The organism is Modestobacter sp. SYSU DS0290 (genome assembly GCF_054050955.1).
In genome coordinates this window covers 387,970-411,920 of the sequence record NZ_JBJHAI010000001.1, presented here as the reverse complement: position 1 = coordinate 411,920, position 23,951 = coordinate 387,970, and the positions used below count along the sequence as shown (strand labels likewise).

Annotated in this window: 28 protein-coding genes and 1 riboswitch; of the genes, 18 read left to right on the top strand and 10 right to left on the bottom strand. The window is 76.5% G+C overall.

The window, feature by feature from the left end; all coding sequences use genetic code 11:
• The first annotated feature begins 11 nt into the window (after nucleotides 1-11).
• Both ACI795_RS02035 and ACI795_RS02030 read left to right on the top strand, forming a co-directional pair.
• Nucleotides 12-494 carry an FKBP-type peptidyl-prolyl cis-trans isomerase gene (locus ACI795_RS02035; protein WP_457073469.1) on the top strand — a complete coding sequence of 161 codons (483 nt, stop codon included), beginning with the start codon at nucleotides 12-14 and terminating at the stop codon, nucleotides 492-494.
• Nucleotides 495-505: 11 nt separating this feature from the next.
• Nucleotides 506-946, top strand: a complete 441-nt coding sequence (locus tag ACI795_RS02030; protein ID WP_457073468.1) for a VanZ family protein — start codon at nucleotides 506-508, stop codon at nucleotides 944-946.
• A 16-nt stretch (nucleotides 947-962) separates the two neighbouring features.
• Here the strand turns inward: ACI795_RS02030 and ACI795_RS02025 are convergent, their stop codons facing one another.
• Together ACI795_RS02025 and ACI795_RS02020 are read right to left on the bottom strand one after the other, a co-directional pair.
• Nucleotides 963-1,235 (bottom strand): hypothetical protein, encoded by a 273-nt coding sequence (locus tag ACI795_RS02025; protein ID WP_457073467.1) that lies wholly within the window; start codon nucleotides 1,233-1,235, stop codon nucleotides 963-965.
• On the bottom strand, nucleotides 1,225-1,743 hold the full coding sequence (locus ACI795_RS02020; RefSeq protein WP_457073465.1) for a hypothetical protein: 519 nt from the start codon (nucleotides 1,741-1,743) through the stop codon (nucleotides 1,225-1,227). The genes ACI795_RS02025 and ACI795_RS02020 overlap by 11 nt, the downstream gene beginning before the upstream one ends.
• A gap of 93 nt (nucleotides 1,744-1,836) precedes the next feature.
• Nucleotides 1,837-1,915: riboswitch (cobalamin riboswitch) on the top strand.
• A gap of 49 nt (nucleotides 1,916-1,964) precedes the next feature.
• Here ACI795_RS02020 and cobN point away from each other — a divergent pair.
• From cobN to ACI795_RS02000, 4 genes are read left to right on the top strand one after another with little or no spacing between them, the layout of a single operon-like run.
• Nucleotides 1,965-5,582 (top strand): cobaltochelatase subunit CobN, encoded by a 3,618-nt coding sequence (cobN, locus tag ACI795_RS02015; RefSeq protein WP_457073463.1) that lies wholly within the window; start codon nucleotides 1,965-1,967, stop codon nucleotides 5,580-5,582.
• Nucleotides 5,583-5,640: 58 nt separating this feature from the next.
• A complete protein-coding gene (locus ACI795_RS02010; protein WP_457073461.1) occupies nucleotides 5,641-5,874 on the top strand; it encodes a hypothetical protein in 234 nt (77 codons plus the stop codon).
• 37 nt (nucleotides 5,875-5,911) lie between these two features.
• Nucleotides 5,912-6,991, top strand: coding sequence for a WD40/YVTN/BNR-like repeat-containing protein (locus tag ACI795_RS02005; protein ID WP_457073460.1), 1,080 nt, complete (start codon nucleotides 5,912-5,914; stop codon nucleotides 6,989-6,991).
• On the top strand, nucleotides 6,988-7,272 hold the full coding sequence (locus tag ACI795_RS02000) for a ubiquitin-like small modifier protein 1 (protein ID WP_457073459.1): 285 nt from the start codon (nucleotides 6,988-6,990) through the stop codon (nucleotides 7,270-7,272). The genes ACI795_RS02005 and ACI795_RS02000 overlap by 4 nt, the downstream gene beginning before the upstream one ends.
• A gap of 3 nt (nucleotides 7,273-7,275) precedes the next feature.
• Here ACI795_RS02000 and ACI795_RS01995 read toward each other — a convergent pair whose 3' ends face one another.
• The 3 genes from ACI795_RS01995 to ACI795_RS01985 are packed head-to-tail and all read right to left on the bottom strand — an operon-like array spanning nucleotide 7,276 to nucleotide 9,172.
• A complete protein-coding gene (locus ACI795_RS01995) occupies nucleotides 7,276-8,049 on the bottom strand; it encodes an adenosylcobinamide-GDP ribazoletransferase (protein WP_457073458.1) in 774 nt (257 codons plus the stop codon).
• Nucleotides 8,046-8,609: a bifunctional adenosylcobinamide kinase/adenosylcobinamide-phosphate guanylyltransferase gene (cobU, locus tag ACI795_RS01990; RefSeq protein WP_457073456.1), complete on the bottom strand. Its 564-nt coding sequence runs from the start codon at nucleotides 8,607-8,609 to the stop codon at nucleotides 8,046-8,048. The genes ACI795_RS01995 and cobU overlap by 4 nt, the downstream gene beginning before the upstream one ends.
• Entirely contained in the window at nucleotides 8,606-9,172 is a 567-nt protein-coding gene (locus tag ACI795_RS01985; protein ID WP_457073455.1) for a histidine phosphatase family protein, read from the bottom strand. The genes cobU and ACI795_RS01985 overlap by 4 nt, the downstream gene beginning before the upstream one ends.
• A gap of 54 nt (nucleotides 9,173-9,226) precedes the next feature.
• Here ACI795_RS01985 and ACI795_RS01980 point away from each other — a divergent pair, with 54 nt between their 5' ends.
• Genes ACI795_RS01980 through ACI795_RS01970 form a run of 3 tightly spaced genes read left to right on the top strand, consistent with a single transcriptional unit; the run spans nucleotide 9,227 to nucleotide 11,533 of the window.
• Nucleotides 9,227-9,622, top strand: coding sequence for a cupin domain-containing protein (locus tag ACI795_RS01980; protein WP_457073453.1), 396 nt, complete (start codon nucleotides 9,227-9,229; stop codon nucleotides 9,620-9,622).
• Between the two features lie 34 nt (nucleotides 9,623-9,656).
• Complete coding sequence (locus ACI795_RS01975) at nucleotides 9,657-10,454, top strand: oxidoreductase (RefSeq protein ID WP_457073452.1); 798 nt, start codon at nucleotides 9,657-9,659, stop codon at nucleotides 10,452-10,454.
• Nucleotides 10,455-10,510: 56 nt separating this feature from the next.
• A complete protein-coding gene (locus ACI795_RS01970) occupies nucleotides 10,511-11,533 on the top strand; it encodes an aldo/keto reductase (protein ID WP_457073451.1) in 1,023 nt (340 codons plus the stop codon).
• 8 nt (nucleotides 11,534-11,541) lie between these two features.
• Here the strand turns inward: ACI795_RS01970 and ACI795_RS01965 are convergent, their stop codons facing one another.
• Nucleotides 11,542-12,396 (bottom strand): HAD family hydrolase, encoded by an 855-nt coding sequence (locus ACI795_RS01965; protein ID WP_457073450.1) that lies wholly within the window; start codon nucleotides 12,394-12,396, stop codon nucleotides 11,542-11,544.
• 125 nt (nucleotides 12,397-12,521) lie between these two features.
• Here ACI795_RS01965 and ssd point away from each other — a divergent pair, with 125 nt between their 5' ends.
• The 7 genes from ssd to ACI795_RS01930 all read left to right on the top strand — a co-directional run bounded on the left by ssd (nucleotide 12,522) and on the right by ACI795_RS01930 (nucleotide 17,449).
• Nucleotides 12,522-13,613: a septum site-determining protein Ssd gene (gene ssd, locus ACI795_RS01960; protein ID WP_457073448.1), complete on the top strand. Its 1,092-nt coding sequence runs from the start codon at nucleotides 12,522-12,524 to the stop codon at nucleotides 13,611-13,613.
• On the top strand, nucleotides 13,610-14,770 hold the full coding sequence (locus ACI795_RS01955) for a TadA family conjugal transfer-associated ATPase (RefSeq protein WP_457073447.1): 1,161 nt from the start codon (nucleotides 13,610-13,612) through the stop codon (nucleotides 14,768-14,770). The genes ssd and ACI795_RS01955 overlap by 4 nt, the downstream gene beginning before the upstream one ends.
• Complete coding sequence (locus ACI795_RS01950) at nucleotides 14,767-15,567, top strand: type II secretion system F family protein (protein WP_457073444.1); 801 nt, start codon at nucleotides 14,767-14,769, stop codon at nucleotides 15,565-15,567. Before ACI795_RS01955 ends, ACI795_RS01950 begins: the two co-directional genes overlap by 4 nt.
• Nucleotides 15,564-16,313, top strand: a complete 750-nt coding sequence (locus ACI795_RS01945; protein WP_457073443.1) for a type II secretion system F family protein — start codon at nucleotides 15,564-15,566, stop codon at nucleotides 16,311-16,313. Before ACI795_RS01950 ends, ACI795_RS01945 begins: the two co-directional genes overlap by 4 nt.
• Before the next feature lie 142 nt (nucleotides 16,314-16,455).
• Nucleotides 16,456-16,689: a DUF4244 domain-containing protein gene (locus tag ACI795_RS01940; protein ID WP_457073442.1), complete on the top strand. Its 234-nt coding sequence runs from the start codon at nucleotides 16,456-16,458 to the stop codon at nucleotides 16,687-16,689.
• 11 nt (nucleotides 16,690-16,700) lie between these two features.
• Complete coding sequence (locus tag ACI795_RS01935) at nucleotides 16,701-17,078, top strand: TadE family type IV pilus minor pilin (protein WP_457073441.1); 378 nt, start codon at nucleotides 16,701-16,703, stop codon at nucleotides 17,076-17,078.
• Nucleotides 17,075-17,449 (top strand): Rv3654c family TadE-like protein, encoded by a 375-nt coding sequence (locus ACI795_RS01930; RefSeq protein WP_457073439.1) that lies wholly within the window; start codon nucleotides 17,075-17,077, stop codon nucleotides 17,447-17,449. The genes ACI795_RS01935 and ACI795_RS01930 overlap by 4 nt, the downstream gene beginning before the upstream one ends.
• A gap of 47 nt (nucleotides 17,450-17,496) precedes the next feature.
• On the opposite strand, the gene ACI795_RS01925 is transcribed toward ACI795_RS01930, so the two are convergent.
• From ACI795_RS01925 to ACI795_RS01915, 3 genes are all read right to left on the bottom strand, one after another.
• Nucleotides 17,497-18,141 carry a GPP34 family phosphoprotein gene (locus ACI795_RS01925; protein WP_457073437.1) on the bottom strand — a complete coding sequence of 215 codons (645 nt, stop codon included), beginning with the start codon at nucleotides 18,139-18,141 and terminating at the stop codon, nucleotides 17,497-17,499.
• A gap of 82 nt (nucleotides 18,142-18,223) precedes the next feature.
• On the bottom strand, nucleotides 18,224-18,679 hold the full coding sequence (locus ACI795_RS01920; protein ID WP_457073435.1) for a hypothetical protein: 456 nt from the start codon (nucleotides 18,677-18,679) through the stop codon (nucleotides 18,224-18,226).
• Nucleotides 18,676-18,960 (bottom strand): helix-turn-helix transcriptional regulator, encoded by a 285-nt coding sequence (locus tag ACI795_RS01915; RefSeq protein WP_457073434.1) that lies wholly within the window; start codon nucleotides 18,958-18,960, stop codon nucleotides 18,676-18,678. Before ACI795_RS01915 ends, ACI795_RS01920 begins: the two co-directional genes overlap by 4 nt.
• A 134-nt stretch (nucleotides 18,961-19,094) precedes the next feature.
• Here ACI795_RS01915 and ACI795_RS01910 point away from each other — a divergent pair, with 134 nt between their 5' ends.
• A complete protein-coding gene (locus ACI795_RS01910) occupies nucleotides 19,095-20,042 on the top strand; it encodes an ABC transporter ATP-binding protein (RefSeq protein ID WP_457073432.1) in 948 nt (315 codons plus the stop codon).
• Nucleotides 20,039-21,268, top strand: coding sequence for an ABC transporter permease (locus ACI795_RS01905; RefSeq protein WP_457073430.1), 1,230 nt, complete (start codon nucleotides 20,039-20,041; stop codon nucleotides 21,266-21,268). The genes ACI795_RS01910 and ACI795_RS01905 overlap by 4 nt, the downstream gene beginning before the upstream one ends.
• 37 nt (nucleotides 21,269-21,305) lie before the next feature.
• Here ACI795_RS01905 and ACI795_RS01900 read toward each other — a convergent pair whose 3' ends face one another.
• The gene (locus tag ACI795_RS01900) at nucleotides 21,306-23,894 is read right to left on the bottom strand and encodes a DEAD/DEAH box helicase (RefSeq protein ID WP_457073429.1); all 2,589 of its coding nucleotides are present in this window, start codon (nucleotides 23,892-23,894) and stop codon (nucleotides 21,306-21,308) included.
• Between the last annotated feature and the right edge of the window lie 57 nt (nucleotides 23,895-23,951).

Here is a 23,951-nt window from a genome sequence, read left to right as displayed (position 1 = left end):
GAACTCCGCCGATGCTCCGCCGCACCGTCCCCGCCGCCTTCCTCGCCCTCGGCCTGTCGCTGTCCGCCTGCGGCGGTGACGACGAGTCGGCCGGCGCGGCCCCCGGGATCAGCAGCGACCTCTCCGAGGCCCCCGACATCCCGGCCGCCGAGGAGCCGGCCCCCGCGGAGCTGGTGATCGACGACGTCGTCGTCGGTGACGGGGCCGAGGCGACCGAGGGGACGACAGCCGAGGTCAAGTACGTCGGCGCCTTCTACGAGAACGGCGAGGAGTTCGACTCCTCCTGGGAGAGCGGGGAGGACGTCACGTTCCCGGTGCCGCTCGGCCGGGGCGCGGTCATCGACGGCTTCGAGCAGGGCATCGAGGGGATGCAGGTCGGTGGCCGGCGCGTGGTCACCATCCCCAGCGAGCTGGGGTACGGCGAGCAGGACCAGGGGCCGATCCCCGGCGGGTCGACCCTGGTCTTCGTCATCGACCTCGTCTCCGTCGGCTGACGCAGCACCCGGTGGCGGACCGGCCGGCCCGTACTCCCGGCCCAGGGCCGCGGGCGGCGCGCGGCCTGCTCGCCGCTTACCTGGCACTCGGGGCGTTCGTCACGCTGCGCCCCACCCCGATGGGCCGGTTCTCCGGCCCGATCACCCGCGCTGTGCGGAACGCCACCGGCCTGTCCTGGCCGGACGCGGCCTGGCTCGTCGAGCGCGGTGGGAACGTGCTGCTGTTCGTCCCGCTGGCACTGCTGCTGTGCTGGTCGCTGCCCCGCGTGCCCCGCTGGGCGGTGTGGCTCGGCTGCGTCGCCGGGTCGGTGGCGATCGAGCTCAGCCAGGCGCTGTTCCTGCCGGCGCGGTACCCGTCCCTGGTCGACGTCCTCACCAACAGCACCGGCGCGGCGCTCGGCGTCGGCCTGCACTGGCTGCTCACCCGCCGCCGGGTCGCCCGCACGCACTGACGTCGGCTCGGCCACGTCAGTTGATCTCGTCGGCGTCCCAGGTGAGCGAGCCCTCCGGGTGCACCTCCAGTGCCTCGAGCACCGGGTGGGCCAGCAACTCGTCGACGAGTGCCCGGCTGCCGGCGACCAGCGTGGAGTCGAAGTCGATCTCCGTCCCGACGCACCAGGAGCGGTCGGCCGGCCACCACAGGTTCGGGGACTGAGGGATGAACCACTCGGCGGTCACCTGATCGCCGATGAACCGGGCCGAGCCGAGCGGTCCGCGCAGCAGCAGGTGGTCACGGCCCAACGGGTGCCGCACCCGCGGGCCGGCCAGCTCCTCGGGGGTGAACGCCGGAGGCTCGGGCTCGGACCGCCCGGCGCTGGGGTGGTAGCCGATGACCCCCCCGCCGCGTGTCCACCCAGGCGTAGCCCTCCCAGAGGCAGAACCAGCACTCGTCCGGGGTGGTGGTGTGCCCGGCCAGGACGTCGAGCAGTTCGGTCAGGTGCTGCGGGTCGAGGTTGCCCTCCTCGGGCCGGCCGTCGGTCCAGTCGCCGCCCTGCCCGTCCAGCGGGTCGTCGGAGCCGACCAGCCGGTGCCACTGGACCAGCGGGTGCACGGTGCGGCCGGTCGCCGCGGCGACCTCGCGCCAGGGCACCAGCCGGTCGCCGACGTCCACCGGGTGCAGCAGCCGGGCGTACGCCTCGAACCCGGTGGGGACGACGCTGCCCACGAGCCCGATGCCAGGGGCGAGCCGCGGCCGGATCCAGGACGCGGTGGCGACGTCCGCGCTGTACGCCGGGGCCTCGGGGTGCACGGGGGCCATCGTCGCCGGGGTGTCCAGCGGGTTCCGCTGCCCGTGCCCGCCCCCGGGTGCCGGTAGCGTCTGCCGCACATCACGGCAGTGCGCAGGAAGCCGGTGCGAGTCCGGCGCGGTCCCGCCACTGTGACCCCTCGCCGCGCTGCTGGGCGGGGGCGAGCCAGACACTCCGGCTGCCGTGTCCGACGACCCGGGGCGCGGACCCCGAGGAGGCATCTGTGCGCACGTTCACGCTCCTGTCCACCAGCGACACCGACCTGCTGAGCGCCCGGTCCGCCGCGGCCGCGTGGCGGCTGGGCAACCCGTCCCGCCTCGGCGCCGACGGCATGACCGAACTGGCCGCCGGCAGCGACCTGGTCGTGGTGCGCATCCTCGGTGTGCGCCGGCACTACGAGGAGATGCTCAGCCCGCTGCTGACCTCCGGCGTCCCCGTGCTCGTGCTGGGCGGCGAGCAGGTGCCCGACGCCGAGCTGATGGAGCTCTCCACCGTCCCGATGGGGGTGGCCACGGAGGCGCACGGCTACCTCGCGCAGGGCGGCCCGGAGAACCTCACCCAGCTGCACCGCTTCCTCGCCGACACGGTGCTGCTGGACGGCGAGGGCTTCGAGCCGCCGTCGGTGGCACCGGAGTGGGGCGTCCTGGAGCGTTCCTCGACCGTGACCGAGGGGCCGGTCGTCGCCGTCCTCTACTACCGGGCGCACCAGCTGTCCGGGAACACCGGCTTCGTCGAGGACCTGTGCACCGCGATCGAGGACGCCGGCGGACGTGCGCTGCCGGTGTTCACCGCCAGCCTGCGCAGCGTCCCCGACGACCTGCTCGAGGTGCTCCGCACCGCCGACGCCCTGGTGGTCACCGTGCTCGCCGCCGGCGGCTCGCGGCCCGCGACCGCGCAGGCCGGCGGGGACGACGGCGCCTGGGACGTCGGCCAGCTCGCGGCGCTGGACGTCCCCGTCGTCCAGGGGCTGTGCCTGACCCGCTCGCGCGCCGAGTGGGCCGCCGACGACGACGGGCTCTCCCCGCTCGACGTCGGCAACCAGGTGGCGATCCCGGAGTTCGACGGCCGGCTGATCAGCGTGCCGTTCTCCTTCAAGGAGACCGACGCCGACGGGCTGACCTCCTACGTCGCCGACCCCGAGCGCGCCGCCCGGGTCGCCGGCACCGCGGTGGCGCACGCCCGGCTGCGGCACACCCCGCCGGCCGAGCGCCGCATCGTGGTCATGCTGAGCGCCTACCCGACCAAGCACGCCCGGATCGGCAACGCCGTCGGCCTGGACACCCCGGCCTCCACCGTGCGGCTGCTCGCCGCGATGCACGGCCAGGGGTACGACGTCGGCCCGTTCGACGGGCCCGACGCGCTGCCCGGCGTCGCCGATCTGGACGGCGACGCGCTGGTGCACGCGCTGATCGCCGCCGGCGGGCAGGACGAGGACTGGCTGACCGAGGAGCAGCTGTCCGGCAACCCGGTGCGCATCCCCGCCGCCGAGTACCGGCGCCACTTCGCCACCCTCCCCGAGGAGCTGCGCGACGCGGTGGTCGAGCACTGGGGGGAGGCGCCCGGCTCGCTCTACGTGGACGACGACTCGATCGTCTTCGCCGCGCTGCGCGCCGGGAACGTGGTGGTGATGGTCCAGCCGCCGCGTGGCTTCGGGGCCAACCCGATCGCGATCTACCACGACCCGGACCTGCCGCCCTCGCACCACTACCTCGCCGCCTACTGGTGGCTGCGCAGCGTCTTCGGCGCCCACGCGATGGTGCACGTCGGCAAGCACGGCAACATGGAGTGGCTGCCGGGCAAGACCGTCGGGCTGTCGGCCGCGTGCGCCCCCGACGCCGCCATCGGCGACCTGCCGCTGGTGTACCCGTTCCTGGTCAACGACCCGGGCGAGGGCACCCAGGCCAAGCGCCGGGCGCACGCCACCCTGGTCGACCACATGGTGCCGCCGATGGCCCGCGCCGACTCCTACGGCGATATCGCCCGGCTGGAGCAGCTGCTCGACGAGCACGCCAACATCGCCGCGATGGACCCGGCGAAGCTGCCCGCCGTCCGGCAGCAGATCTGGACGCTGATGCAGGCGGCCAAGCTCGACCACGACCTGGGCCTGCACGAACGGCCCGAGGACGACCACTTCGACGAGATGATCCTGCACGTCGACGGCTGGCTCTGCGAGGTCAAGGACTCCCAGATCCGCGACGGCCTGCACGTGCTCGGCGCGCCGCCCACCGGGCAGAACCGGATCGACCTGGTGCTGGCCATGCTCCGCGCCCGGCAGATCTGGGGCGGCCAGGTCGCGCTGCCCGGGCTGCGGCAGGCGCTGGGGCTGACCGAGGACGGCACGGCCGGGCTCAAGGAGACCGACCGGGTCGAGGCGCTGGCCGAGGCGCTCGTCGAGGGCATGGAGGCCGCCGGCTGGACCGCCGACGCCGTCGACCCCGTCGTCCGCGAGGTGCTCGGCTCCGACGACGAGGCCGTGGCCGAGGTGCTGCGGTTCGCCGTCGCCGAGGTGGTGCCCCGGCTGGCGCGCACGACCGACGAGCTGGACATGACCCTGCACGCCCTGGACGGCGGGTACGTGCCGGCCGGACCCTCGGGGTCGCCGCTGCGCGGGCTGGTCAACGTGCTGCCGACCGGGCGGAACTTCTACTCCGTCGACCCGCGCGCGGTCCCCTCGCGGCTGGCCTGGGAGACCGGGCAGGCGATGGCCGACTCGCTGGTCGAGCGGTACCGCGCCGACCACGACGGGGAGTTCCCGCGCTCGGTGGGGCTCTCGGTGTGGGGCACCTCGGCGATGCGCACCGCCGGCGACGACGTCGCCGAGGTGCTCGCGCTGCTCGGCGTCCGCCCGGTGTGGGACGAGGCGTCCCGGCGGGTCACCTCGCTGGAGCCGATCGACCTCGACGAGCTGGGCCGGCCGCGGATCGACGTCACGGTGCGCATCTCCGGCTTCTTCCGGGACGCCTTCCCGCACGTGGTCACCATGCTCGACGACGCCGTCACCCTGGTCGCCTCGCTGGAGGAGCCCGACGAGGAGAACTTCGTGAAGGCCCACGTCGACGCCGACCAGGCGACCCACGGGGACCGGCGGCGGGCCACCGCCCGGGTCTTCGGCTCCAAGCCGGGCGCCTACGGGGCCGGGCTGCTGTCGCTGATCGACTCCCGCAACTGGCGGGGCGACGCCGACCTCGCCGAGGTGTACGCGGTGTGGGGCGGCTACGCCTACGGCCGCGACCTGGACGGCGTCGAGGCCCGGCCGGACATGGAGGCGGCCTACAAGAGGATCGCGGTGGCGGCGAAGAACGTCGACACCCGCGAGCACGACATCGCCGACTCCGACGACTACTTCCAGTACCACGGCGGGATGGTCGCCACCGTCCGCGCGCTCACCGGCAAGGCGCCGGAGGCCTACATCGGCGACTCCACCCGGCCCGAGCAGGTGCGCACCCGGTCGCTGACCGAGGAGACCTCCCGGGTCTTCCGTGCCCGGGTGGTCAACCCCAAGTGGCTGGCCGCGATGCGCCGGCACGGCTACAAGGGCGCCTTCGAGCTGGCCGCGACCGTCGACTACCTGTTCGGCTACGACGCCACCACCGGCGTGGTGGCCGACTGGATGTACGAGAAGCTCACCGAGACCTACGTGCTCGACCCGGAGAACCGGGCGTTCATGGAGCAGTCGAACCCCTGGGCGCTGCACGCCATCGCCGAGCGGCTGCTGGAGGCGGTGGACCGGAAGATGTGGGCCGAGCCCGACCCGGCGCTGCTGGCGGAGCTGCAGCAGGCCTACCTGGACACCGAGGGTGACCTGGAGGGCGGGGAGACACCCGCCCAGGCCCGCGCCTGACCCCTCGTGTCCGCCACGATGGCCAGCTCGGCGGAACGGGGCGGTGGGAGGGTGGGGCATGGCTGATCGAGGCAAGCGTTCTGGTGGCGCGGCGGGGGGTCCGGCGGTCGAGCTGGGCTGGTTCGCCGCGGTGTTCGCCGTCACCTACGTCGTCCAGGAGGCGGTCTACCGGGCGACCGGCTGGCCACGGCTGTGGATCATCCTGGTCGTGCTCTCGCTCGGCTGGCTCGTCAAGGGCGCTGCGCAGCGGTGGTGGGCGCGACGTTCCGCGGACCGATCGGCAGCCCGCTAGCCGATGAGTTCGTCGGTGCCCGGCGGTCTACTGGTGCATGGCGACGACTCTGCTGGCGATCGGCACCCGCAAGGGGCTCTGGCTCGCGACGAGTGACGACCGGCGCAGCTGGTCCCTCTCCGCACCGCACTTCCTGATGACCGAGGTGCCGAGCATCGGCATCGACACCCGCGACGGCCGCACCCGGGTGCTGCTCGGCGTCCGCTCGGAGCACTTCGGCCCGACCGTCCTCCACTCCGACGACCTCGGGCAGACCTGGACCGAGCCCGAGGCCGGCGCGATCCGGTTCCCGGCCGACGCCGGGACCGCCCTCGAGCGGGTCTGGCAGCTGCACCCGGACACCGCCGACCGGCCCGGGGTGGTGTGGGCCGGTTGCGAGCCGATCTCCGTGTGGCGCTCCGAGGACGGCGGCGCGCACTTCGAGCTGTGCCACGGGCTGTGGGACCACCCGCACCGCGCCGAGTGGGGCGCCGGCTACGGCGGGGCGGCGGCGCACTCCGTCGTCCCCGGGCCCGACGGCACGGTGCACGTCGCGATGAGCACCGGCGGCGTCTACCGCACGCGGGACGGCGGGGTCTCGTGGCAGCCACGCAACGCGGGCATCTCGGCGTACTTCCTGCCTGGGCCGGCGCCGGAGTTCGGCCAGTGCGTGCACAAGATCGCCCGGGACGCCGCCGATCCACGGCGGCTGTACGCGCAGAACCACCACGGCGTGCACCGCTCCGACGACGACGGCGACACGTGGACCTCGATCGCCGACGGGCTGCCCTCGGACTTCGGCTTCGTGATGCTGGCCGATCCGCGCCGGGGTGGGCGGATCTGGGTGGTGCCGCTGGTCGCCGACGGGCAGCGGATCCCGCCGGACGGGCGCCTGGCGGTGCACCGCAGCGACGACGCGGGGGAGACCTGGCAGCGGCTGGACGGCGGCCTGCCCACCGACGAGTACAACGCGGTGCTGCGCGACGCCGCCTGCGTGGACGCCGGTGACCCGGTGGGCGTCTACCTGGGCACCCGGGGCGGGGAGGTGTACGCCAGCGCCGACGCGGGGGAGTCGTTCACCCAGGTCGCCGGCCACCTGCCCGACGTGCTGTGCGTACGCGCCGCGGTGCTGCCGTGACCGTGCGGGTGCTGCTGCCGCGGCTGCTGGCGGACTGCACCGGCGGGCGGTCCTCGGTGCCGCTCGACCTCCCCACCGGCGCGACGGTGGCCGCGGTGCTCGATGCGCTGGCCGCGGAGCACCCGGTGTTCGACCGGCGGGTGCGGGACGAGACCGGGGCGCTGCGCCGGCACGTGAACGTCTACGTCGACGGTGACGAGGTGCGCCGGCTGCGCGGGCTGGCCACGGTCGTCCCAGCCGGCGCGGAGGTGATGGTGGTGCAGTCCGTCGCCGGGGGGTGAGGGTCAGGCCAGCAGCAGCGCCGCGGTGAGCAGGGTCGCCGTCGTGGCCACCTCGCCCATCGCGCCCATCACGTCGCCGTTGACCCCACCCAGCCGGGTGCGGGCGCGGGTGAGGAGTGCCTCCGACGAGCCCAGCCCGGCGGCGACGGCGGCGACCAGCACGAGCGCGGCGACGGGGGCGTCTGCGCGCAGCAGCCATCCGCTCCCGGCCACGGCCGCGGCGGTGAGCAGCGCCGCCCCGGCCAGCCACCCGCGGGAGACGGTGCCGGCCACCGCCCGGCCCAGCGAGGACCCCTCGGCGATCGGTACCCCCGGCAGCCCGGTGCGGGCCATCGCCAGCCGTGCGGTCACCGTTGCGGCGGGCAGGGCGAGCCAGCCGCCGTCCAGCGTGAGCAGCTGGGCCAGGGTCGCCACCTGCAGCAGGAGAGTGAGCACGAGGGTGGCGACGCCGAACGGGCCGACGTCGCCCGAGCGCATCACCGCCAGCGCCTTCTCCCGCCCGCGCAGCGGGCCCAGCCCGTCGGCGGTGTCGGCCAGCCCGTCCAGGTGCAGCCCGCGGGTGAGCAGCGCCAGGACGGCGACCCCGAGCACCGCACCCACCAGGGGGCTCGCGGCCTGCGCACCGGCCCAGGCGACCGCGGTGGCCACCCCGCCGAGCACCAGCCCGACCAGCGGGGCCCAGGGCAGTGCGCCCCGCACCGAGTCGACCGGCGGCGTGCGCACCGCGCTGAGCAGGGAGAACGCCTCGACCAGGCCGGACCACCAGCGGCGGCTCATCGCAGCCGCTGCGGCAGCCCCGCGACGACGAACCACACCTCGTCGGCGGTGGCGGCCAGCCGCTGGTTCACCGTGCCCAGGGTGTCGCGGAAGAGCCGCCCGGCGCGGGTCTCGGGGACCACGCCCAGGCCGACCTCGTCGCTGACCGCGACCACGTGCGCCGGGGTCATCACCCAGTTGTTGACCAGGGCGTCGCAGCGGTCGGTGAGCCGGGCCAGCGCGGCCTCGGCGTCGCCGGCCCCTCCGGCCGCGTGCGCGCCGCCGCCGTCGACGGCATCCCACACGCCCGACTCGTCCATCAGCGCCGCCACCCAGGTGGTCACGCTGTCGACCAGGACGGCGCCAGCGCGCACCAGCTCCGAGGGGGCGGTGGTCTCCACCGTCGTCCACCCGGCCGGACGGCGGGCCCGGTGGGCGGCGACCCGTGCCGCCCACTCCGCGTCGTCCGGCACGCTCGACGAGGTGGCCAGGTAGGTGACCTCGGCCCAGTCGTCCAGCAGCTGCTCGGCGTGCGCCGACTTGCCCGAGCGCGAGCCGCCCAGCACCAGCACCCGGCTCATCGGGCCAGCTCCAGCCGGGTCACCGTGCCGTTGTGCGGGGTGACCACCGGCATCTCCGCCGGTCCCAGCCCGGCGGCGACCGCCTGCGCGGCCCGGATCGTGTCGCCGTGGGTGACCAGCGCGACCACCTCCGCCGGTGGGTCGGCGGCCAGCCGAGCGAGGAAGGTCGCCACCCGGGCGTGCAGCTGCGCCAGGCTCTCCCCGCCCTCGGCGGACCAGTGCACGTCGGTCCAGTCGACGACGTCCCACAGCTCGCGGGACGGGCGGCCCTCCAGCACGCCGTAGCCCTGCTCGCGCAGCTCCGGGGTCGTGGTGACCGGCAGTCCGGTGGCGGCGGCGCAGTGCTCGGCGGTCTGCACCGCGCGCAGCAGGTCGCTGGAGACCAGGGCCCCCGGTCCGGTGCCGGCGGTGCGGAGCGCGGTCAGCTCGGCGGCGGCGGCCGCCGCCTGCTGGTGCCCGAGGGCGGTGAGCGGCACGTGCGGCGTCTGGCCCTGCATCAGGCCGGCGGCGTTCCACTCGCTCTGGCCGTGCCGGACGAGGAGGAGAGTCAGCGGGCCGGCCATCGCACAGGAGCCTAGGGGCACCCGCCCGGCCCCCGGGCGCGGCATCCTGGCGGCATGACCCCCGCGGAACCCGTCAACGTCACCGCCGCCCTCGCCGGCTTCACCGACGTCTACAGCCCACGCATCGTCGCCCGGGTCAACGACTACGACGTCCGGATCGCGCACACCCTCGGTGAGCACGTCTGGCACGTCCACGAGGACACCGACGAGTTCTTCCTCGTCCTGGACGGCCGCTTCGACGTCGCCGTCCGGCAGCCCGACGGCTCGGAGGTGACCGTGCAGCTGGAGCGCGGCGACACCTTCGTGGTCCCGCGGGGCACCGAGCACAAGCCCTCCTCGCCCGGCGGGTCGATCCTGATGTTCGAGCCCACCGGCACGGTCACCACCGGGGACGACGAGGGCGTGGCCGTCCCCGATCACGTCGACCGCACGGTGGGCCGCCCGCTCTGACCCGCGCCGGAGGGTGACTCGTACCGTCGTCGGCGTGACGATCCCGCTGCGCCCCGGTGCCGGCCGCGCCGCCGCGCCCGCCACCCGCCCGACCGGCCCCGATCCGCTGGCCCCGCTGCTCGAGCTGCCGGGGGTGACCGCTGCGGCGGAGGGCGCCCGGGCCGCGGTCGACCGGCTGCTCGGCCACCGGGTGCTGCGGCGGGAGTCGGCGGGGGTGAGCGCCGAGTCGGCGCTGCGCGGGGCCCGGGCGTCGGCGGCGCTGGAGGGCGTCGACGTCCCGCTGCCCGCCGTCCGCGCCGGGGAGGTGAGCGACCCGGTCGTGCAGGGCTCGCTGCGGGTGTCGGTGGGGCTGGGGTCGATGGTGGAGACCTGGGAGCGTGCGCCGGGCCAGGTGCTGGCCCGGCTGCACGTGCTGGCCGCGGCCGACCTCACCGACCGCGAGCAGCTCGGCCGGCCCAGCGGCGCGGCCGGCGCCCGGCTGGGTGCGCTCTTCTCCCTGGTCACCGGGGCGACGACGGTGCCGGCGGTGGTGCTCGCCGCGATCGTGCACGGCGAGCTGGTCGCGCTCAGTCCGTTCGGCACCCAGGACGGCGTGGTGGCCCGCGCCGCCGGACGGCTGGTCGGCATCACCCGGGGGCTGGACCCGAAGGCGGTCTCGGTGCCCGAGGTGGGCTTCGCCGAGCTGGGCGCCGCGGCGTACGCGGCCGCGGTGGCGGGGTACCGCTCCGGCGGTCCGGACGGCGTCGCCGGCTGGCTGGTGCACTGCTGCCGGGCCACCGAGCTCGGGGCCACCGAGGGCCTGGCGATCTGCGAGAGCCTGCTGCGCGGCTGACGGCGCCGTCGGCCGGTCCGGTGGTGCCCGGCCGTGGTGACCGCGACACTGGACCGATGCGCTTCCTCGACGTCGCCGGGCTCGGACGGGTCAGCCGGATCGGGCTGGGCACCTGGCAGTTCGGCTCCCGGGAGTGGGGCTACGGCGACGCCTACGCCGGCGGGGCGGCCGCCGACATCGTCCGGCGTGCCCTGGACCTGGGCGTCACGTTCTTCGACACCGCCGAGGTCTACGGCTTCGGCCGCAGCGAGCGGATCCTCGCCGAGGCGCTGGGGGAGCGGCGGAACGAGGTCGTGGTGGCCAGCAAGGTCTTCCCCGTCGCACCGTTCCCGCCCGTGGTGCGCAACCGGGCGACCGGGAGCGCCGCCCGGCTGCAGCTGGACCGGATCCCGCTCTACCAGGTGCACCAGGCCAACCCCGTGGTGCCCGACTCGGTGACCATGCCCGGGCTGCGGACCCTGCAGGAGGAGGGCCTGATCGGCGCGGTCGGGGTCTCCAACTACTCGCTGGCGCGCTGGCAGGCCGCCGACCGGGCGCTCGGTTCCCCGGTGGTCAGCAACCAGGTGCAGTTCTCCCTGGCCCACTCCGGCCCACTCGCGGACATGGTCCCCTTCGCCGAGCGCGAGCAGCGCGTCGTGATCGCCTACAGCCCGCTGGCCCAGGGACTGCTCGGCGGCCGGTACTCCGCCGACCACCGCCCCGGCGGCGTCCGGGCGATGAACCCGCTGTTCGGCAGCGAGAACCTGCAGCGTGCCCAGCCGCTGCTGGACCTGCTCCGCGAGGTGGCCGACGCGCACGACGCCACGCCCGCCCAGGTCGCGCTCGCCTGGCTGCTGGGTCTGCCGCAGGTCGTGGTGATCCCCGGGGCATCCAGCGTCGAGCAGCTGGAGTCGAACGTGGCCGCCGCGGAGCTGGAGCTGGCGCCCGGCGAGCAGGAGTCGCTGACCGCAGCCGCCCGGGCGTTCCAGCCCGTCTCCGCCGTCCGGACGCTGACCGACCAGGTGGCGGATCAACTGACCGAGCGCGCCGGCCGGCTGCGCGGTGCGTTCGAGGAGCTGCGCGGTCGGGCGGGTCGCTGAGCCAGGCGTCAGGCGCCGCGCCGCCGGCCGCGACCGGCCGGCGGCGATGCCAGCGGCAGTGCGTCCGCCTCGGGCGAGAGCGCGCGCAGCGCCCGCCGGCGGGCGTACCAGGCCAGCCCCGCCACCGCAGCGCTGACGCCGACCCCGACCCCGGTCACGACCGGCGTCCGCCCGCCGAAGCGCGAGCGCAGCGTCACCGGGCGGGTGAACTCCAGCACCGGCCAGCCGCGCTCGGTGGCGGCCCGGCGCAGGCCCCGGTCGGGGTTGACGGCCGTGGGGTGGCCGACCGCCTCGAGCATCGGCAGGTCGGTGACCGAGTCGCTGTAGGCGAAGCAGTCCGCGAGGTCCCAGCCCTGTTCCGCGGCGATCTCCCGCATGGCGGCGGCCTTGTGCTCCCCGTAGGCGTAGAAGTCGATCTCGCCGGTGTACCGGCCGTCGACGGTCACCATCCGGGTGGCCACCACCCGGTCGACGCCGAGCATCTCGCCGATCGGGCCGACCATCTCCGCCCCGCTGCTGGAGACGATGACGATCTCCCGGCCGGCGGCCCGGTGCGCCTCGATCAGGTCGGCGGCCTCGGCGTAGATCAGCGGGTCGACGATCTCGTGCAGCGTCTCCCGGACGATGTCGTGCACCACGGCGACGTCCCACCCGGTGGTCATCGCGGTGATCTGGCGGCGCATGCGCTCCATCTGGTCGGCATCGGCGCCGGCGAGGGAGAAGACGAACTGCGCGTAGGCGCCCTTGAGGACCGCCCGACGGTTGATCAGCCCACCCTGGAAGAACGGTCGTCCGAAGGCCAGGGTGCTGGACTTCGCGATGACCGTCTTGTCCAGGTCGAAGAACGCCGCAGCGCGGGTCACATCCCACACGGTAAGGGGATCGGCAGTCCTGCTGTCCAGGTGCACCGCCGTCCACACCCCGAGGGGTCATCCACAGTTCGCCGCCGCGACTTCCGTCCCGGCTCCGGTGCCGATGCGCTGGTCCGGTGCCTGTTCCCCCGCGCCGCGCCGGCGCCCTCCCGTCCGACTGCCGCCCCGTCGTCGCCAGCACCGACGAGACGCTCCTCGACGACCTGCTGGGGGTGCTCGCCGCCGCCGGTGCCACCGCCGAGCTGACCAGCGGCGGCCCGGCGCTGCGCCGCGCCGCCCGCGACGCCCCGCTGGTGCTGGTCGGAGGTGACCTGCTCGACAGTGCACCGGTCCGCTCGCTGCCCCGGCGACCGGGCCTGCTGGTGGTGACCGGCAGCGAACCCGCGCCCGAGGTGTGGGCCGCGGCGGTGGAGCTGGGCGCCGAGCGGGTGGTGGTGCTGCCCCGGGACGAGGCGTGGTTGCTGGAGCGCGCCGCGGCGGCGGTCCGCGCCCCCGCCCGGCCCGGCTGGCTGGCCGTGGTCGGCGGCGCCTGCGGCGGGGCCGGGGCGAGCACGCTGGCGGCCGCCCTCGCCGTGGCCGCGCCGGCCACCGGAGCCGACGAGGTGCTGCTGGTCGACGGCGACGGCTGGGCGGGCGGGCTGGACCTGCTGCTGGGTGCCGAGCGTGCGCCCGGGCTCCGCTGGCCCGAGCTGTCCGGGCTGAGCGGCCGGGTGTCCGGCGCGGCCCTGGTGGCCGCTCTGCCCGAGGCGCACGGCGTCGCGGTCCTGTCCGCCTCCCGCGACCACCCGCAGCCGGTGCCCCCCGACGCGCTCCTGGCGGTGGCCTGCGGGTCGCGGGACAGCGGTCTGGGCGTGGTCGTCGACCTGCCCGCGCGCGACGCCGCCACCGAGCAGGTGCTGGCCGCCGCCGACCTCGCCGTGCTGGTCGTGCCGGCCCGGCTCCGGGCCGCGGCTGCCGCCCGGACGCTGCTGGGCGCGCCGGCCGGCGCCTGGTCCGCCGCCCTGCTGGTGAGCCGGCCGGTGCCCGGAGGGCTCACCCGGGCGGAGGTCGCCGACGTGGCGGGCCGGCCGGTCTTCGCCGAGCTGGGCACCGACCGGGCCGCCGTGGTGCGCAGCGAGCGCGGCGAGCCGCCCTCGGTGGCCGCGCGTGCCCCGCTGGGCCTGGTCAGCCGTCAGCTGCTCGGCCGGCTGCCCGGGCGTGCGGCGTGACCGCCGCGGCGACCACCCCGCTCATCGACCGGGTCCGGTCCCGGCTGGCCAGCGGCGCGGCTGCCGGTGCACCCGGGGCCGCAGCCGTCGCCGCGCTGGTCCGCGAGGAGAGCGGCGGCCTGCTCGGCGACCGGGCGGTGCTGGACGCCGTCCGGCTGGCCACCGACGAGCTGGCCGGCGCCGGGGTGCTCGAACCGCTGCTGCGCCGCCCGGGGGTCACCGACGTGCTGGTCAACGGGCCGGACGAGGTGTGGGTCGACTGCGGCGGTGGCCTGGAGCGCGCCGACGTCCGGTTCGCCGACGAGGCCGCGGTGCGTCGGCTCGCCGTCCGGCTCGCCGCGTCGGCGGGCCGGCGGCTGGACGACGCCGCACCCTGGGTCGACGCCGGGCTGCCCGACGGCACCCGGCTGCACGCGGTGCTGTCGCCGGTCGCCGCCGGGAGCACCTGCCTGTCCCTCCGGGTGCTGCGGCGGGCCGTGCTCACGTTCGCCGACCTGCACGCGCGCGGCGCCTTCCCCGGCGCGGCCGCCGACCTGCTGCGGGCGGCGGTGCGCCGGCGGCCGGCCTTCCTGGTCACCGGCGGAACCGGCACCGGCAAGACCACCGTGCTGTCCGCGCTGCTGGGGCTGGTGGACCCCGCCGAGCGGATCGTGCTGTGCGAGGACGCCCCCGAGCTCGCCCCCGGCCATCCGCACGTCGTGCGCCTGCTGACCCGGCCGCCCAACGTCGAGGGCGCCGGCGCGGTCACCCTGCGGGACCTGGTCCGGCAGGCGCTGCGGATGCGCCCGGACCGGCTGGTGGTCGGCGAGGTCCGTGGCGGGGAGGTGGTCGACCTGCTGGCCGCGCTGAACACCGGTCACGACGGCGGCTGCGGCACCCTGCACGTCAACCGGGCGGCCGACCTGCCCGCCCGGCTGGAGGCGCTCGGCAGCACGGCGGGCCTGGACCGGGCGGCGGTGCACAGCCAGGCGGCGGCCGCGCTCGGGCTGGTCGTCCACCTCCGCCGCGGGCCGGCCGGGCGCGCCGTCGACGAGCTCGGCGTCGTCCGGCGGCGGGGCGACCTGATCGAGGTCGCGCCGGGCTGGCGGGCCGACGGCGAGGGGTGTCCGGCGCGGACGGAGCTGGCCGACCTGCTCGGCTGCCGGGTGCCCGGATGAGCGCGCCGGCCCTGGTGGTGCTGGCGGCGGCGCTGCTGGCCTGGCCGCCGGCGGCCGGTGCGGTGCAGCGGCTCGGGGCGGGGTCTCGCCCGCGGTGGCGCCTGCCCCGGCCCGGGACGACGGCGCACCGGTGGGCGGTCCGGTACGGGCCGGCCGTCGTGCTGGGCAGCGCTGCACTGCTGCTGTCGACGCCGGTGGTCGCAGCGCTGGCGGCGGTCTGCGCTGCTGCCGCAGCGCGGGTCGTGCGCGGCCGGGTGCAGGCGGAGGCGGAGGAACGGCGCACCCGCGCACTGGCGGAGGCGCTGGGCGTCCTGGTCGCCGAGGTCCGCTCCGGGCGCCCGCTCGCCGAGGCCGCCGGTGCTGCGGCGGCCGGCTGCCCGGACCGGGTCACGGCGCGGGCGCTGGAGCCGGTGCTGCGGCTCGGCGAGCCGCCACCGCTCCGGCCGGGTGACCCGCTCGGCCCGGCGCTGGTGCGGCTGGCGGCGGCCGTCCGGCTCAGCCTGCGCACCGGGTGCTCGCTCGCCGCCGTCGTCGGTGCGGTCGAGGACGACCTGCGGGCGCGGCTGCGCACCGCGGCCGAGCTCCGCGCCGCGGTGGCCGGGCCGCGGGCGAGCGCGACCGTGCTGGCGGGCCTGCCGGTGCTCGGGCTGCTGATGGGCGCCGGTGTCGGGGCCGATCCGTGGCGGGTGCTGACCACCACCACGCCGGGCACCGTCCTGCTCGTCGTCGGGGTGGGGCTGGAGGTGGCCGGGCTGGCCTGGTCGGCCCGGCTGGTCGGCCGGGTCGTGCGCGGGTGACCGGCGCCGCGCCGGCCGCGGTGGCGCTCGCGGCCGCGCTGCTGTGCTGGGTGCCGCCCGACGCCGCCCGGCGGGCCCGGGTCCGGGCGCTGGCCAGGCCAGCCGGGGACGGCTCGGGCGGCCGGTCGCGCCGGCCGGCCGGGAGCCCGCCCGGCCCGATGCGGCGCCGCGCCGAGGCGGCCGGGGGTGCCCTGGCGGTCTTCGCGCTGCTCGGTGGCGGGCTGGCCGGCGCGGTCGCGGCCGGGGTGGCCGGTGTGGCGCTGGACCGGGTGCTGCGCCGGGCGGGAACGGACCCGGAACGCACCGACACCGCGCAGCAGCGCGCCGACCTGCCGGTGGCCTGCGACCTCCTGGCGGTGTGCCTGGCCGCGGGGACACCGGTGGGGGAGGCGCTGGCCGCGGTCGCCGGGGCGGTGCCCGGCCCGTTGGGCGACCGGCTGGAGCAGGTGGCGGCGCTCCACCGGCTGGGCGCGACGCCGCAGCGTGCCTGGGCCGGGGTCGGATCACCGGTCGACGCGCTGGCCCGGGTGGTGGTGCGGGCTGGGGAGTCCGGCTCGTCCGTGGTCCCGGCGCTGCAGCGACTGGCCGTCGACCTCCGCGGCGAGGAGCGGGTCCGGGTCGACGCCGCCGTCCGGCGGGCGGGGGTGTGGGTGCTCGCCCCGCTCGGCCTCTGCTTCCTGCCGGCGTTCCTTTGCCTGGGCGTCGTCCCCCTGGTGCTGGGGATCGCCGCGGACGTCTTCGGCTGAGGCACGGCCGGTGCCCGGCTCGCCGGCCGGTGTCCACAACCGGACCTCCTCTCCACAACTCCACCTGCCACCTGGGCGGCGGGCGGACGCGCCGGGAGGGTCGGGTCGACGGGCCGAGGGGCGGCTCGCGGGAGGGAGCGAGATGAGCGCGCAGGACGACGGGGGACGGCCCGGTGGAGGGGTGGCGGCGGCGCTGCGCCGGCGCTGGTCGGCGCTGCGGGAGCCGGGGGAGGAGGGGATGAGCACCGCCGAGTACGCGGTCGGCACGGTGGCGGCGTGCGCGTTCGCCGCGGTGCTCTACCAGGTGGTCACCGGCGGGTCGGTGCTCGCCGCGCTCGGTGACCTGGTCGAGTCCGCGCTGAGCACGCTGTCCTGACCGTGGTCCGGGTGCGGCGCGGCTCCCGCCCGGAGCGCGAGGACGGGATGGTCACCGCGGAGACCGCGGTCGTCCTCCCGGTGCTGCTGTTCGTGCTGGCGGGGGCGGTCGCCGCGGTGGTCGTGGTCGCCGGTCAGCTGCGCTGCGTCGACGCCGCCCGGGAGGGGGCCCGGGCGGCGTCGCGCGGTGAGCCGGCCGTCGTGGTGCAGCGGATCGCCGGTGCCGCCGCTCCCGACGGCGCCGTGGTCGGCGTGGGCAGCAGCGGCGACGCGGTGACCGTCACGGTCACCGCGGTGGTCGCACCCCTGGGCCCGGTGCCGTGGCGGGTGACCGTCACCGCGACAGCCACGGCCGTGGTCGAACCCGCCGCCCGCGGGAGCGCACCGTGACGAGCCGCGGCGCCGAGGCGGAACGGGGCTCGGCCACGATCTGGGTGGTCGCCCTCGCCGGGCTGCTGGCCGCGGTCGGGGTGGCCGCCGTGCTGGTCGGCGCGGCGGTCGTCGGACGGCACCGGGCGACGGCGGCAGCCGACCTCGCGGCGCTGGCCGCCGCGGGCGCCGCGGTGCTGGGCGACCCGGCGGCGTGCAGCGTCGCGGACCAGGTGGCGGCGGCCAACGGTGCCGTGGTGGCCTCGTGCGCGGTCGGCGTCGGTGCGGTGGTGGAGGTGCACGTCAGTGTGCCGGTCCGGCTCGGTCCGCTGGGTGTGATCGATGCCCCGGGGCGGGCCCGCGCCGGTCCGGTGGAGACGGGGCCGCGGTGACGGCGCCGGCCGTCGGGGACGGACCCCGGGCGGAGGCTGCCGGGTGCTCAGTCGTTGATCACGGTCGTGTAGACGACCGTGACCATCGCCAGGTCGACCGCGCTGAGGGCGGCCGGTGCCGGCGTGGTCGAGGGGGCGCGCTCGGCGACCTCCTCGAGGCGGGCCCGCACGTCCCCGGTCAGCCCGTTGCGCAGGTGCAGCCGCGACCTCACCAGCAACCGGGCGAGGACGGCGGCGCGCGGGTCGGTCTCCGCGCCGGGACCGGTGAGGTGGTCGACCAGCCGCTGCCGGACTGCGCGGTCGACGGTGTTGGTCGAGTAGGGGAACAGCCCGGCCAGTCGCTTGCGGCCCTGCGTCAGGACGCCACGGGCCGCGGCCTCCGCCTGCTGGGTGGGCAGTGCGCCCTCGCGCCGCTTGATCCAGGTGGCGACGTCGGTGGGGTGACCGACCAGCTCGGCGGTCACCTCGCGGATCCAGGTGCGGTCGCCGGTGGCGGGGGCGTCGACGACGAGCCGGCCGCCGTCCCGGTCGTCGATGCGGGCGTGGTCGAGGACGAGCAGCTCGGCCAGCTCGGCGGCGGCGGTGAGGGCTCCGGGCCGGACCGACTCGTAGGGCCGCCCGTTCCGGGCGTGCAGGAAGGCCATCAGGGCCTCGGGCAGGGTCAGGTCACGGATGGCGAGGTGCGGGCTCATGGCGGGACGCTCCTTCGTCGAGTGGGTCGACCTCGGTCGTCATGCGGATGTGCCGTGGTGCAGGCCGGTCGGTCCGCCCCGGCTACTCGCCGGGGTCGGGCTGGTCCCGCAGCCGCCAGGCCACGAGGAACGTGGGGCCCGCGGCGGCGGGCAGGAAGGCGGCCAGCACGAGCTGGTGCGCCTGAAGCAGGAGCTGGTCGGAGCCGCGTTCGGCGAGCTCGCCGGCCACCGACAGCACCAGGTAGAGCACGAGTGCGGCGAGCAGCGCGGCGACGTAGCCGGCGTTCCGGGCGGTGTTGCGCTGGGCGAGCTCGTACTCGTCGACCTCGCTGGCCCGCCGCTCGGCGATGTCCCGGACGAGCACCCGGGCCCCCACCCAGGCCGCGCCGATCACGGCGAGGCTGAGCACCCACGCCCAGGAGTACGCCTGCGCGGAGACCGTCAGGACCAGGAACACCAGCCATGCGGCGACGCCCACGACGACGGCGGCGGTCGCGCGGCGGGCGGCTGGGTGCGGTGCCTCGCTCCGGGTGGTCACTGGTCACCTCTCGGGTCGGTCCGGCGGTAGGCGGCGGTGATGGAGCGGAACGGCTCCCGGCTGAACAGCGCCTCGACCGGGAGGTCGAAGACCTCGCAGATGCTCATCGCCAGCTGGAGGCTCGGGTAGTGGTCGCCGCGCTCGAGCGCGCCGATCGTCTGCGGGTTCACCCCGACCAGGCGGGCGAGTTCGACGCGTGACATGCCGACCTCGGCGCGGGCCACGTTGATCCGGTTGTGGATGGGACGCGCCCCCTCGTCGCGCTTCGTCCGTCCAGCCATGTGTGCACGCTAACCCGCGGATCGGCGAGACGACAAGACGAACCGATAGGTGACCCTTGCGGAGTGTTGTGTTTGTACAACAGATCGACCTACGGTGGTCGTACCGCAGGAGCCCCCACAGCCGAGGAGGAGCCGTGCTGGCTCTCGACCACGTCAGCAAGCGCTACGGGTCCCACCAGGTGCTCGACGACGTCAGCCTGGAGGTGCACCGCGGCGAGGTGCTCGGGTACGTCGGCGGCAACGGTGCCGGCAAGACGACCTCGATGCGCATCCTGCTGGGTGTCGCCACCGCGGACCGCGGCCGCGTGACCGTCGACGGCGCGCCGGCCGACGCGGCGGCGCGCGCACGGATGGGCTACATGCCCGAGGAGCGTGGCCTGTACCCGACCATGCGGGTCCACCAGCAGCTGCAGTTCTTCGCCGAGCTGCGGGGCCTCGCGCGCCAGGACGCCGAGCGGGCCGCGTCCTACTGGCTGGAGCGCCTCGGCGTCGGCTCCCGCCGGGACAGTGCGCTCGAGGACCTCAGCCTCGGCAACCAGCAGCGTGTCCAGCTGGCGGCCGCGCTGGTGCACGGGCCCGACGCGCTCGTGCTCGACGAACCGTTCTCGGGCCTGGACCCCCTCGCGGTCGAGGTGATGTCCGAGGTGCTGCGAGAGGAGGCCGATCGCGGTGTCCCGGTCGTCTTCTCCAGCCACCAGCTCGACCTGGTGGAGCGCACGTGCGACCGGGTCGCCGTCCTGCACGGGGGCAGCCTGGTCGCCGAGGGGTCCGTCGCGGAGCTCACCGGCGGCGACGGCCACCGCTTCCTGCTGCGCAGCGACGTCGACCCCGCGACCTGGGTCGGCGATCTCGAGCCGGCCGTCCGGGCCAGCCTCGCGCCGGCCCCGGACGGCGCGGTCACGGTGTGCCTCCCGGGTGACCAGGACCTCGAGCGGGTGGTGGACGCGGTCCGCCGCCGCGGCACCCTGCGGGAGCTGCGGCCCTGGCGCCCGTCGCTGGCGCAGGTGTACCGCGGCGTCGTCGACGAGGCGCCCCGCCGGGCCCGTACCGCCCACCACGAGCCGGAGGAGCAGAAGGCATGAGCACCCACACCCCCGTCCGGCCCGAGGTGCCGGTCGACCCGCGCAGCGTCCGAGGCGTCGGCGGGGTGCGGATCGTCCTCCGCCGCGAGCTGGCCACCAAGTTCTTCACGAAGGCCTTCCTGATCAGCACGTTGCTGTTCGGGCTGACGGCGCTCGCCGGGCCCCTGGTCACCAGGGGCGGCGGGGCCGACGTCCCGGTGCTGGCGCACACGGCGTCGACGGCGGACCTGGCCGCCTCGGCCGGGGCCCTGGGCGGCGCCGCCGTCACGGTGGAGCAGGTCGCCGACGAGGCCGCCGGGCGGGCACTGGTCGAGGACGGCGGGGCCGACGCCGTGCTGCTCACCGCCGACGACGGCGTCCGGGTGCTGGTCCGGGACGCCCTGCCGCCCGAGCTGGGCGCGCTGCTGCAGGCGGTCCTGCAGGACCGTTCGCTGCGCGAGGTCGCCGGGGCGGCCGGTGTCGACCCGGAGCTGCTCACCGACGCGGCCGACGCCGGTGCCGCGCAGGCCGCCATGGACGTGGTCGCGGTCGGTGGGGGGCCCGCGATCGGCGACGTGGTGCTGGGCCTCGGGTCCGCCGCCGGAGCGGTGCTGGTCGTCCTGCTCTGGGGCATCCCGCTGGCCACCGACGTCATGCAGGAGAAGGTCTCGCGCGTCGTGGAGATCCTGCTGACCAGCGTGCGTCCGTGGCAGCTGCTGGCCGGCAAGGTCCTCGCCACGACCGTCATCGGGCTCACCCAGCTGGCGGTGGTGCTCGGCGCGGGTCTGGGGGCGCTCGCCCTGAGCGGCGCGCTGCCCGGCGTCCGAGGCGCGTCCTGGGCAGTCCTGTCGGCCGGGGTGGTCGGTCTCGTGCTCGGCGTCGTCACCTGCACCACGCTCATGGCCGGGCTCGCCGCGCGGGTGGAACGGCAGGAGGACCTGAGCAGTGCGCTGCAGCCCGCCCTGGGCCTGGCGCTGGTCCCGATGGCCACCGCCGCGTACCTCGTGTTCGACTTCGCGGAGACCCGCTGGCTCGACCTGGCGTCGGTGGCGCCGGTCCTCGCCACCTTCGTCATGCCGGCCCGCCTCGCCGTCGAGCCGGTGCCCGCCTGGCAGCTGGGCCTCGCGCTCGTCGTCGCGCTGGCGACCGCGGTCGTGGCGTTCGCCGTCGCCGGCCGCGTCTACGCCGGCGCCGTCCTCCGCTCCGGTGGCCGGGTCTCGCTGCGCGAGGCGCTGCGCAGGAGCTGAGGCCTGCCCGCGAGGCCGGGGGGCGTGGCCGGCCGGCTCAGAAGACGAGGTCGTCGGCCGGGTGGCCGGAGGGCTCGTCGCCCTCGGCCGGGCCGGGCGCGTCGTCCTCCGGCGCGGTGGTGGGCGGAGCGGTCAGCCGCGCCCGGCGGCGGACCGCCCGCGCATGCGCCGTCGACGTCGCCACCCGGGCCTCGGCGGCCAGCGCCGCCGGGGCGTCCGGCTCGTCGGCGTGGTCCCCGCCAGCGGCGTCCCCGGCAGGCAGCTCGGGGGCGCCGGTCAGCTCGTCCAGCACCACGTCGAGCACCCGGACGGCGCCGCGCTTGTCCAGCGGGTCGTTGCCGTTGCCGCACTTGGGCGACTGCACGCAGGAGGGGCAGCCGGACTCGCACTCGCAGCTGGCCACGGTCGCCCGGGTGGCCTGCAGCCACTCCTGCAGCACCGCGTAGCCGCGCTCGGCGAAGCCGGCGCCGCCGGGGTGGCCGTCGTAGACGACGATCGTGGCCGCACCGGTGTCCGGGTGCAGCGCGGTGGAGATGCCGCCGAGGTCCCAGCGGTCGCAGGTGGCCAGCAGCGGCAGGATGCCGATCGAGGCGTGCTCGGCGGCGTGTAGCGCGCCCGGCAGCGCGGCGTCGTCGACGTCGGCGCGGCCCACGGCCCGCTCGTCCAGGGTCAGCCAGACGGCCCGGGTGCGCAGCTGCCGGGGCGGCAGGTCCAGCGGGAACTCCGCCAGCACCTCCCCGGTGCCCAGTCGCCGGCGCTGGTAGGCCACCACCTGGTTGGTCACGTCGACCACACCGGTGTGCGCGGTCACCGCGCCCAGCCGGCGGGTCCGCTCGATCGAGACGATCGACAGGTCCACCGTGTCCCGGGCGACCGTGGTCCACTCCGGGCTCTCGGCGTGCACGACGGCGCAGGCGTCCTCGTCGTCGAACTCGTCGACCACGAAGGTCTCGCCGCGGTGCACGTACAGCGCGCCGGTGTGCACCGTGGCGTGCGAGGCGTCGCCGTCGACGGTGCCCAGCAGCCGCCCGGTGTCCCGCTCGATGATCGACACCGGAGCCGCGCCGCTGCCGCGGATGTCGACGTCCGGCCGCCCCCGCCCGGCCCAGTACCAGCCGGTGGGGCGGGTCCGCAGCTGCCCGGCGGCCACGAGCTCGGCGATCTGCGCCTCGGCCACCGGCCCACCGAAGTCGGCCAGCTCCTCGGCGCGCAGCGGCAGCTCGGCGGCCGCGCAGCACAGCTGTGGGCCGAGCACGTACGGGTTGGCGGGGTCGGTGACGGTCGCCTCGACGGGCCGCCCGAACACCGCCCGGGGGTGGTGGGCGAGGTAGTGGTCCAGCGGGTCGTCGCGGGCGACGAAGACGACCAGCGACTCCCGCTGCGCCCGCCCCGCCCGGCCCGCCTGCTGCCACATCGACGCCAGCGTCCCCGGGTAGCCGGCCAGCACGACCGCGTCCAGGCCGGCGATGTCGATGCCGAGCTCCAGGGCATTGGTCGTCGCCACGCCCAGCAGGTCGCCACTGGACAGCGCCCGCTCCAGCTCCCGCCGCTCCTCGGGCAGGTAGCCGCCGCGGTAGGAGTCGACCTTGCCGGCGAGGTCGGTCCGCCCGCGCGACCGCAGGATCGCCCGGGCCTGCTCGGCCACCGTCTCCGCGCCGCGCCGGGACCGCACGAACGCCAGCGTCCGGGCGTCGCGCTCCACCAGGTCGGCGAGCAACCCCGCGGCGTCCGCGGCCGCCGACCGGCGCAGCGGTGCGCCCTGCTCGCCGGTCCGTTCGGTCAGCGGCGGCTCCCACAGGGCGAACGTGGCGCCCGGCCGGGGGGAGCCGTCCTCGGTCACCGCCGTCACGGGCGCGCCGACCAGCCGGGTGGCGGCCGCGGCGGGGTCGGCGACGGTCGCCGAGGCCAGCACGAAGACCGGTTCGGCGCCGTACCGGCGGCAGACCCGGCGCAGCCTGCGCAGCACGTGCCCGACGTGCGAGCCGAAGACGCCGCGGTAGGCGTGGCACTCGTCGATGACGACGTAGGCGACCCGGCGCAGCGTGCTGGACCACTTCTGGTGCGCCGGCAGGATCCCGCGGTGCAGCATGTCCGGGTTGGTGACGATCCACCGCGAGTGCCGCCGCACCCACTCCCGCTCCTCGCCCGGGGTGTCCCCGTCGTAGGCGGCCGGCCGCACCGAGGGGCCGGCCAGCGCCGCGACCGAGGCCAGCTGGTCGCGGGCCAGCGCCTTGGTCGGGGCCAGGTAGAGCACGCAGGCCCGGTCGTCCTCGGCGAGCGCGGTCAGCGCCGGCAGCTGGTACGCCAGCGACTTGCCCGAGGCGGTCCCGGTCGCCACGACGACGTGCGAGCCGCTGCGGGCCAGCTCGGCAGCGGCCACCTGGTGGCTGAAGGGCGCGACCACGCCCCGGGAGGCGAGCCGGTCGCGCAGCTCCGCGCCCACCCAGTCCGGCCATGCCGCCACCCGGCTGGGGCGGGCGGCGAGCCGGTGCACGTGGGTGACCGGGTCCTCGTCCTCCGGGGTGCCGGTCAGCAGCGAGTCCAGCAGCTCGTCACCGGGCAGCGCTGCGGGCCCGGCGGTGACCCCGTCGTCCGCGGCGGGTCGGGCGGGGTGGAGCGACGTCACGCCTCCCACTCTCACACCGGGGTGCAACCCGCCCGTCCGGCGACCAGGTCGAACAGC

Excerpts from the sequence above, each read along its gene's own strand:
- ACI795_RS02035 (WP_457073469.1), top strand. The coding sequence starts at position 12 with ATGCTCCGCCGCACCGTCCCCGCCGCCTTCCTCGCCCTCGGCCTGTCG.
- ACI795_RS02010 (WP_457073461.1), top strand. The coding sequence starts at position 5,641 with ATGGCTGATCGAGGCAAGCGTTCTGGTGGCGCGGCGGGGGGTCCGGCG.
- ACI795_RS02005 (WP_457073460.1), top strand. The coding sequence starts at position 5,912 with ATGGCGACGACTCTGCTGGCGATCGGCACCCGCAAGGGGCTCTGGCTC.
- ACI795_RS01995 (WP_457073458.1), bottom strand. The coding sequence starts at position 8,049 with ATGAGCCGCCGCTGGTGGTCCGGCCTGGTCGAGGCGTTCTCCCTGCTC.
- cobU (WP_457073456.1), bottom strand. The coding sequence starts at position 8,609 with ATGAGCCGGGTGCTGGTGCTGGGCGGCTCGCGCTCGGGCAAGTCGGCG.
- ACI795_RS01985 (WP_457073455.1), bottom strand. The coding sequence starts at position 9,172 with ATGGCCGGCCCGCTGACTCTCCTCCTCGTCCGGCACGGCCAGAGCGAG.
- ACI795_RS01980 (WP_457073453.1), top strand. The coding sequence starts at position 9,227 with ATGACCCCCGCGGAACCCGTCAACGTCACCGCCGCCCTCGCCGGCTTC.
- ACI795_RS01970 (WP_457073451.1), top strand. The coding sequence starts at position 10,511 with ATGCGCTTCCTCGACGTCGCCGGGCTCGGACGGGTCAGCCGGATCGGG.
- ACI795_RS01950 (WP_457073444.1), top strand. The coding sequence starts at position 14,767 with ATGAGCGCGCCGGCCCTGGTGGTGCTGGCGGCGGCGCTGCTGGCCTGG.
- ACI795_RS01940 (WP_457073442.1), top strand. The coding sequence starts at position 16,456 with ATGAGCGCGCAGGACGACGGGGGACGGCCCGGTGGAGGGGTGGCGGCG.
- ACI795_RS01925 (WP_457073437.1), bottom strand. The coding sequence starts at position 18,141 with ATGAGCCCGCACCTCGCCATCCGTGACCTGACCCTGCCCGAGGCCCTG.
- ACI795_RS01915 (WP_457073434.1), bottom strand. The coding sequence starts at position 18,960 with ATGGCTGGACGGACGAAGCGCGACGAGGGGGCGCGTCCCATCCACAAC.
- ACI795_RS01905 (WP_457073430.1), top strand. The coding sequence starts at position 20,039 with ATGAGCACCCACACCCCCGTCCGGCCCGAGGTGCCGGTCGACCCGCGC.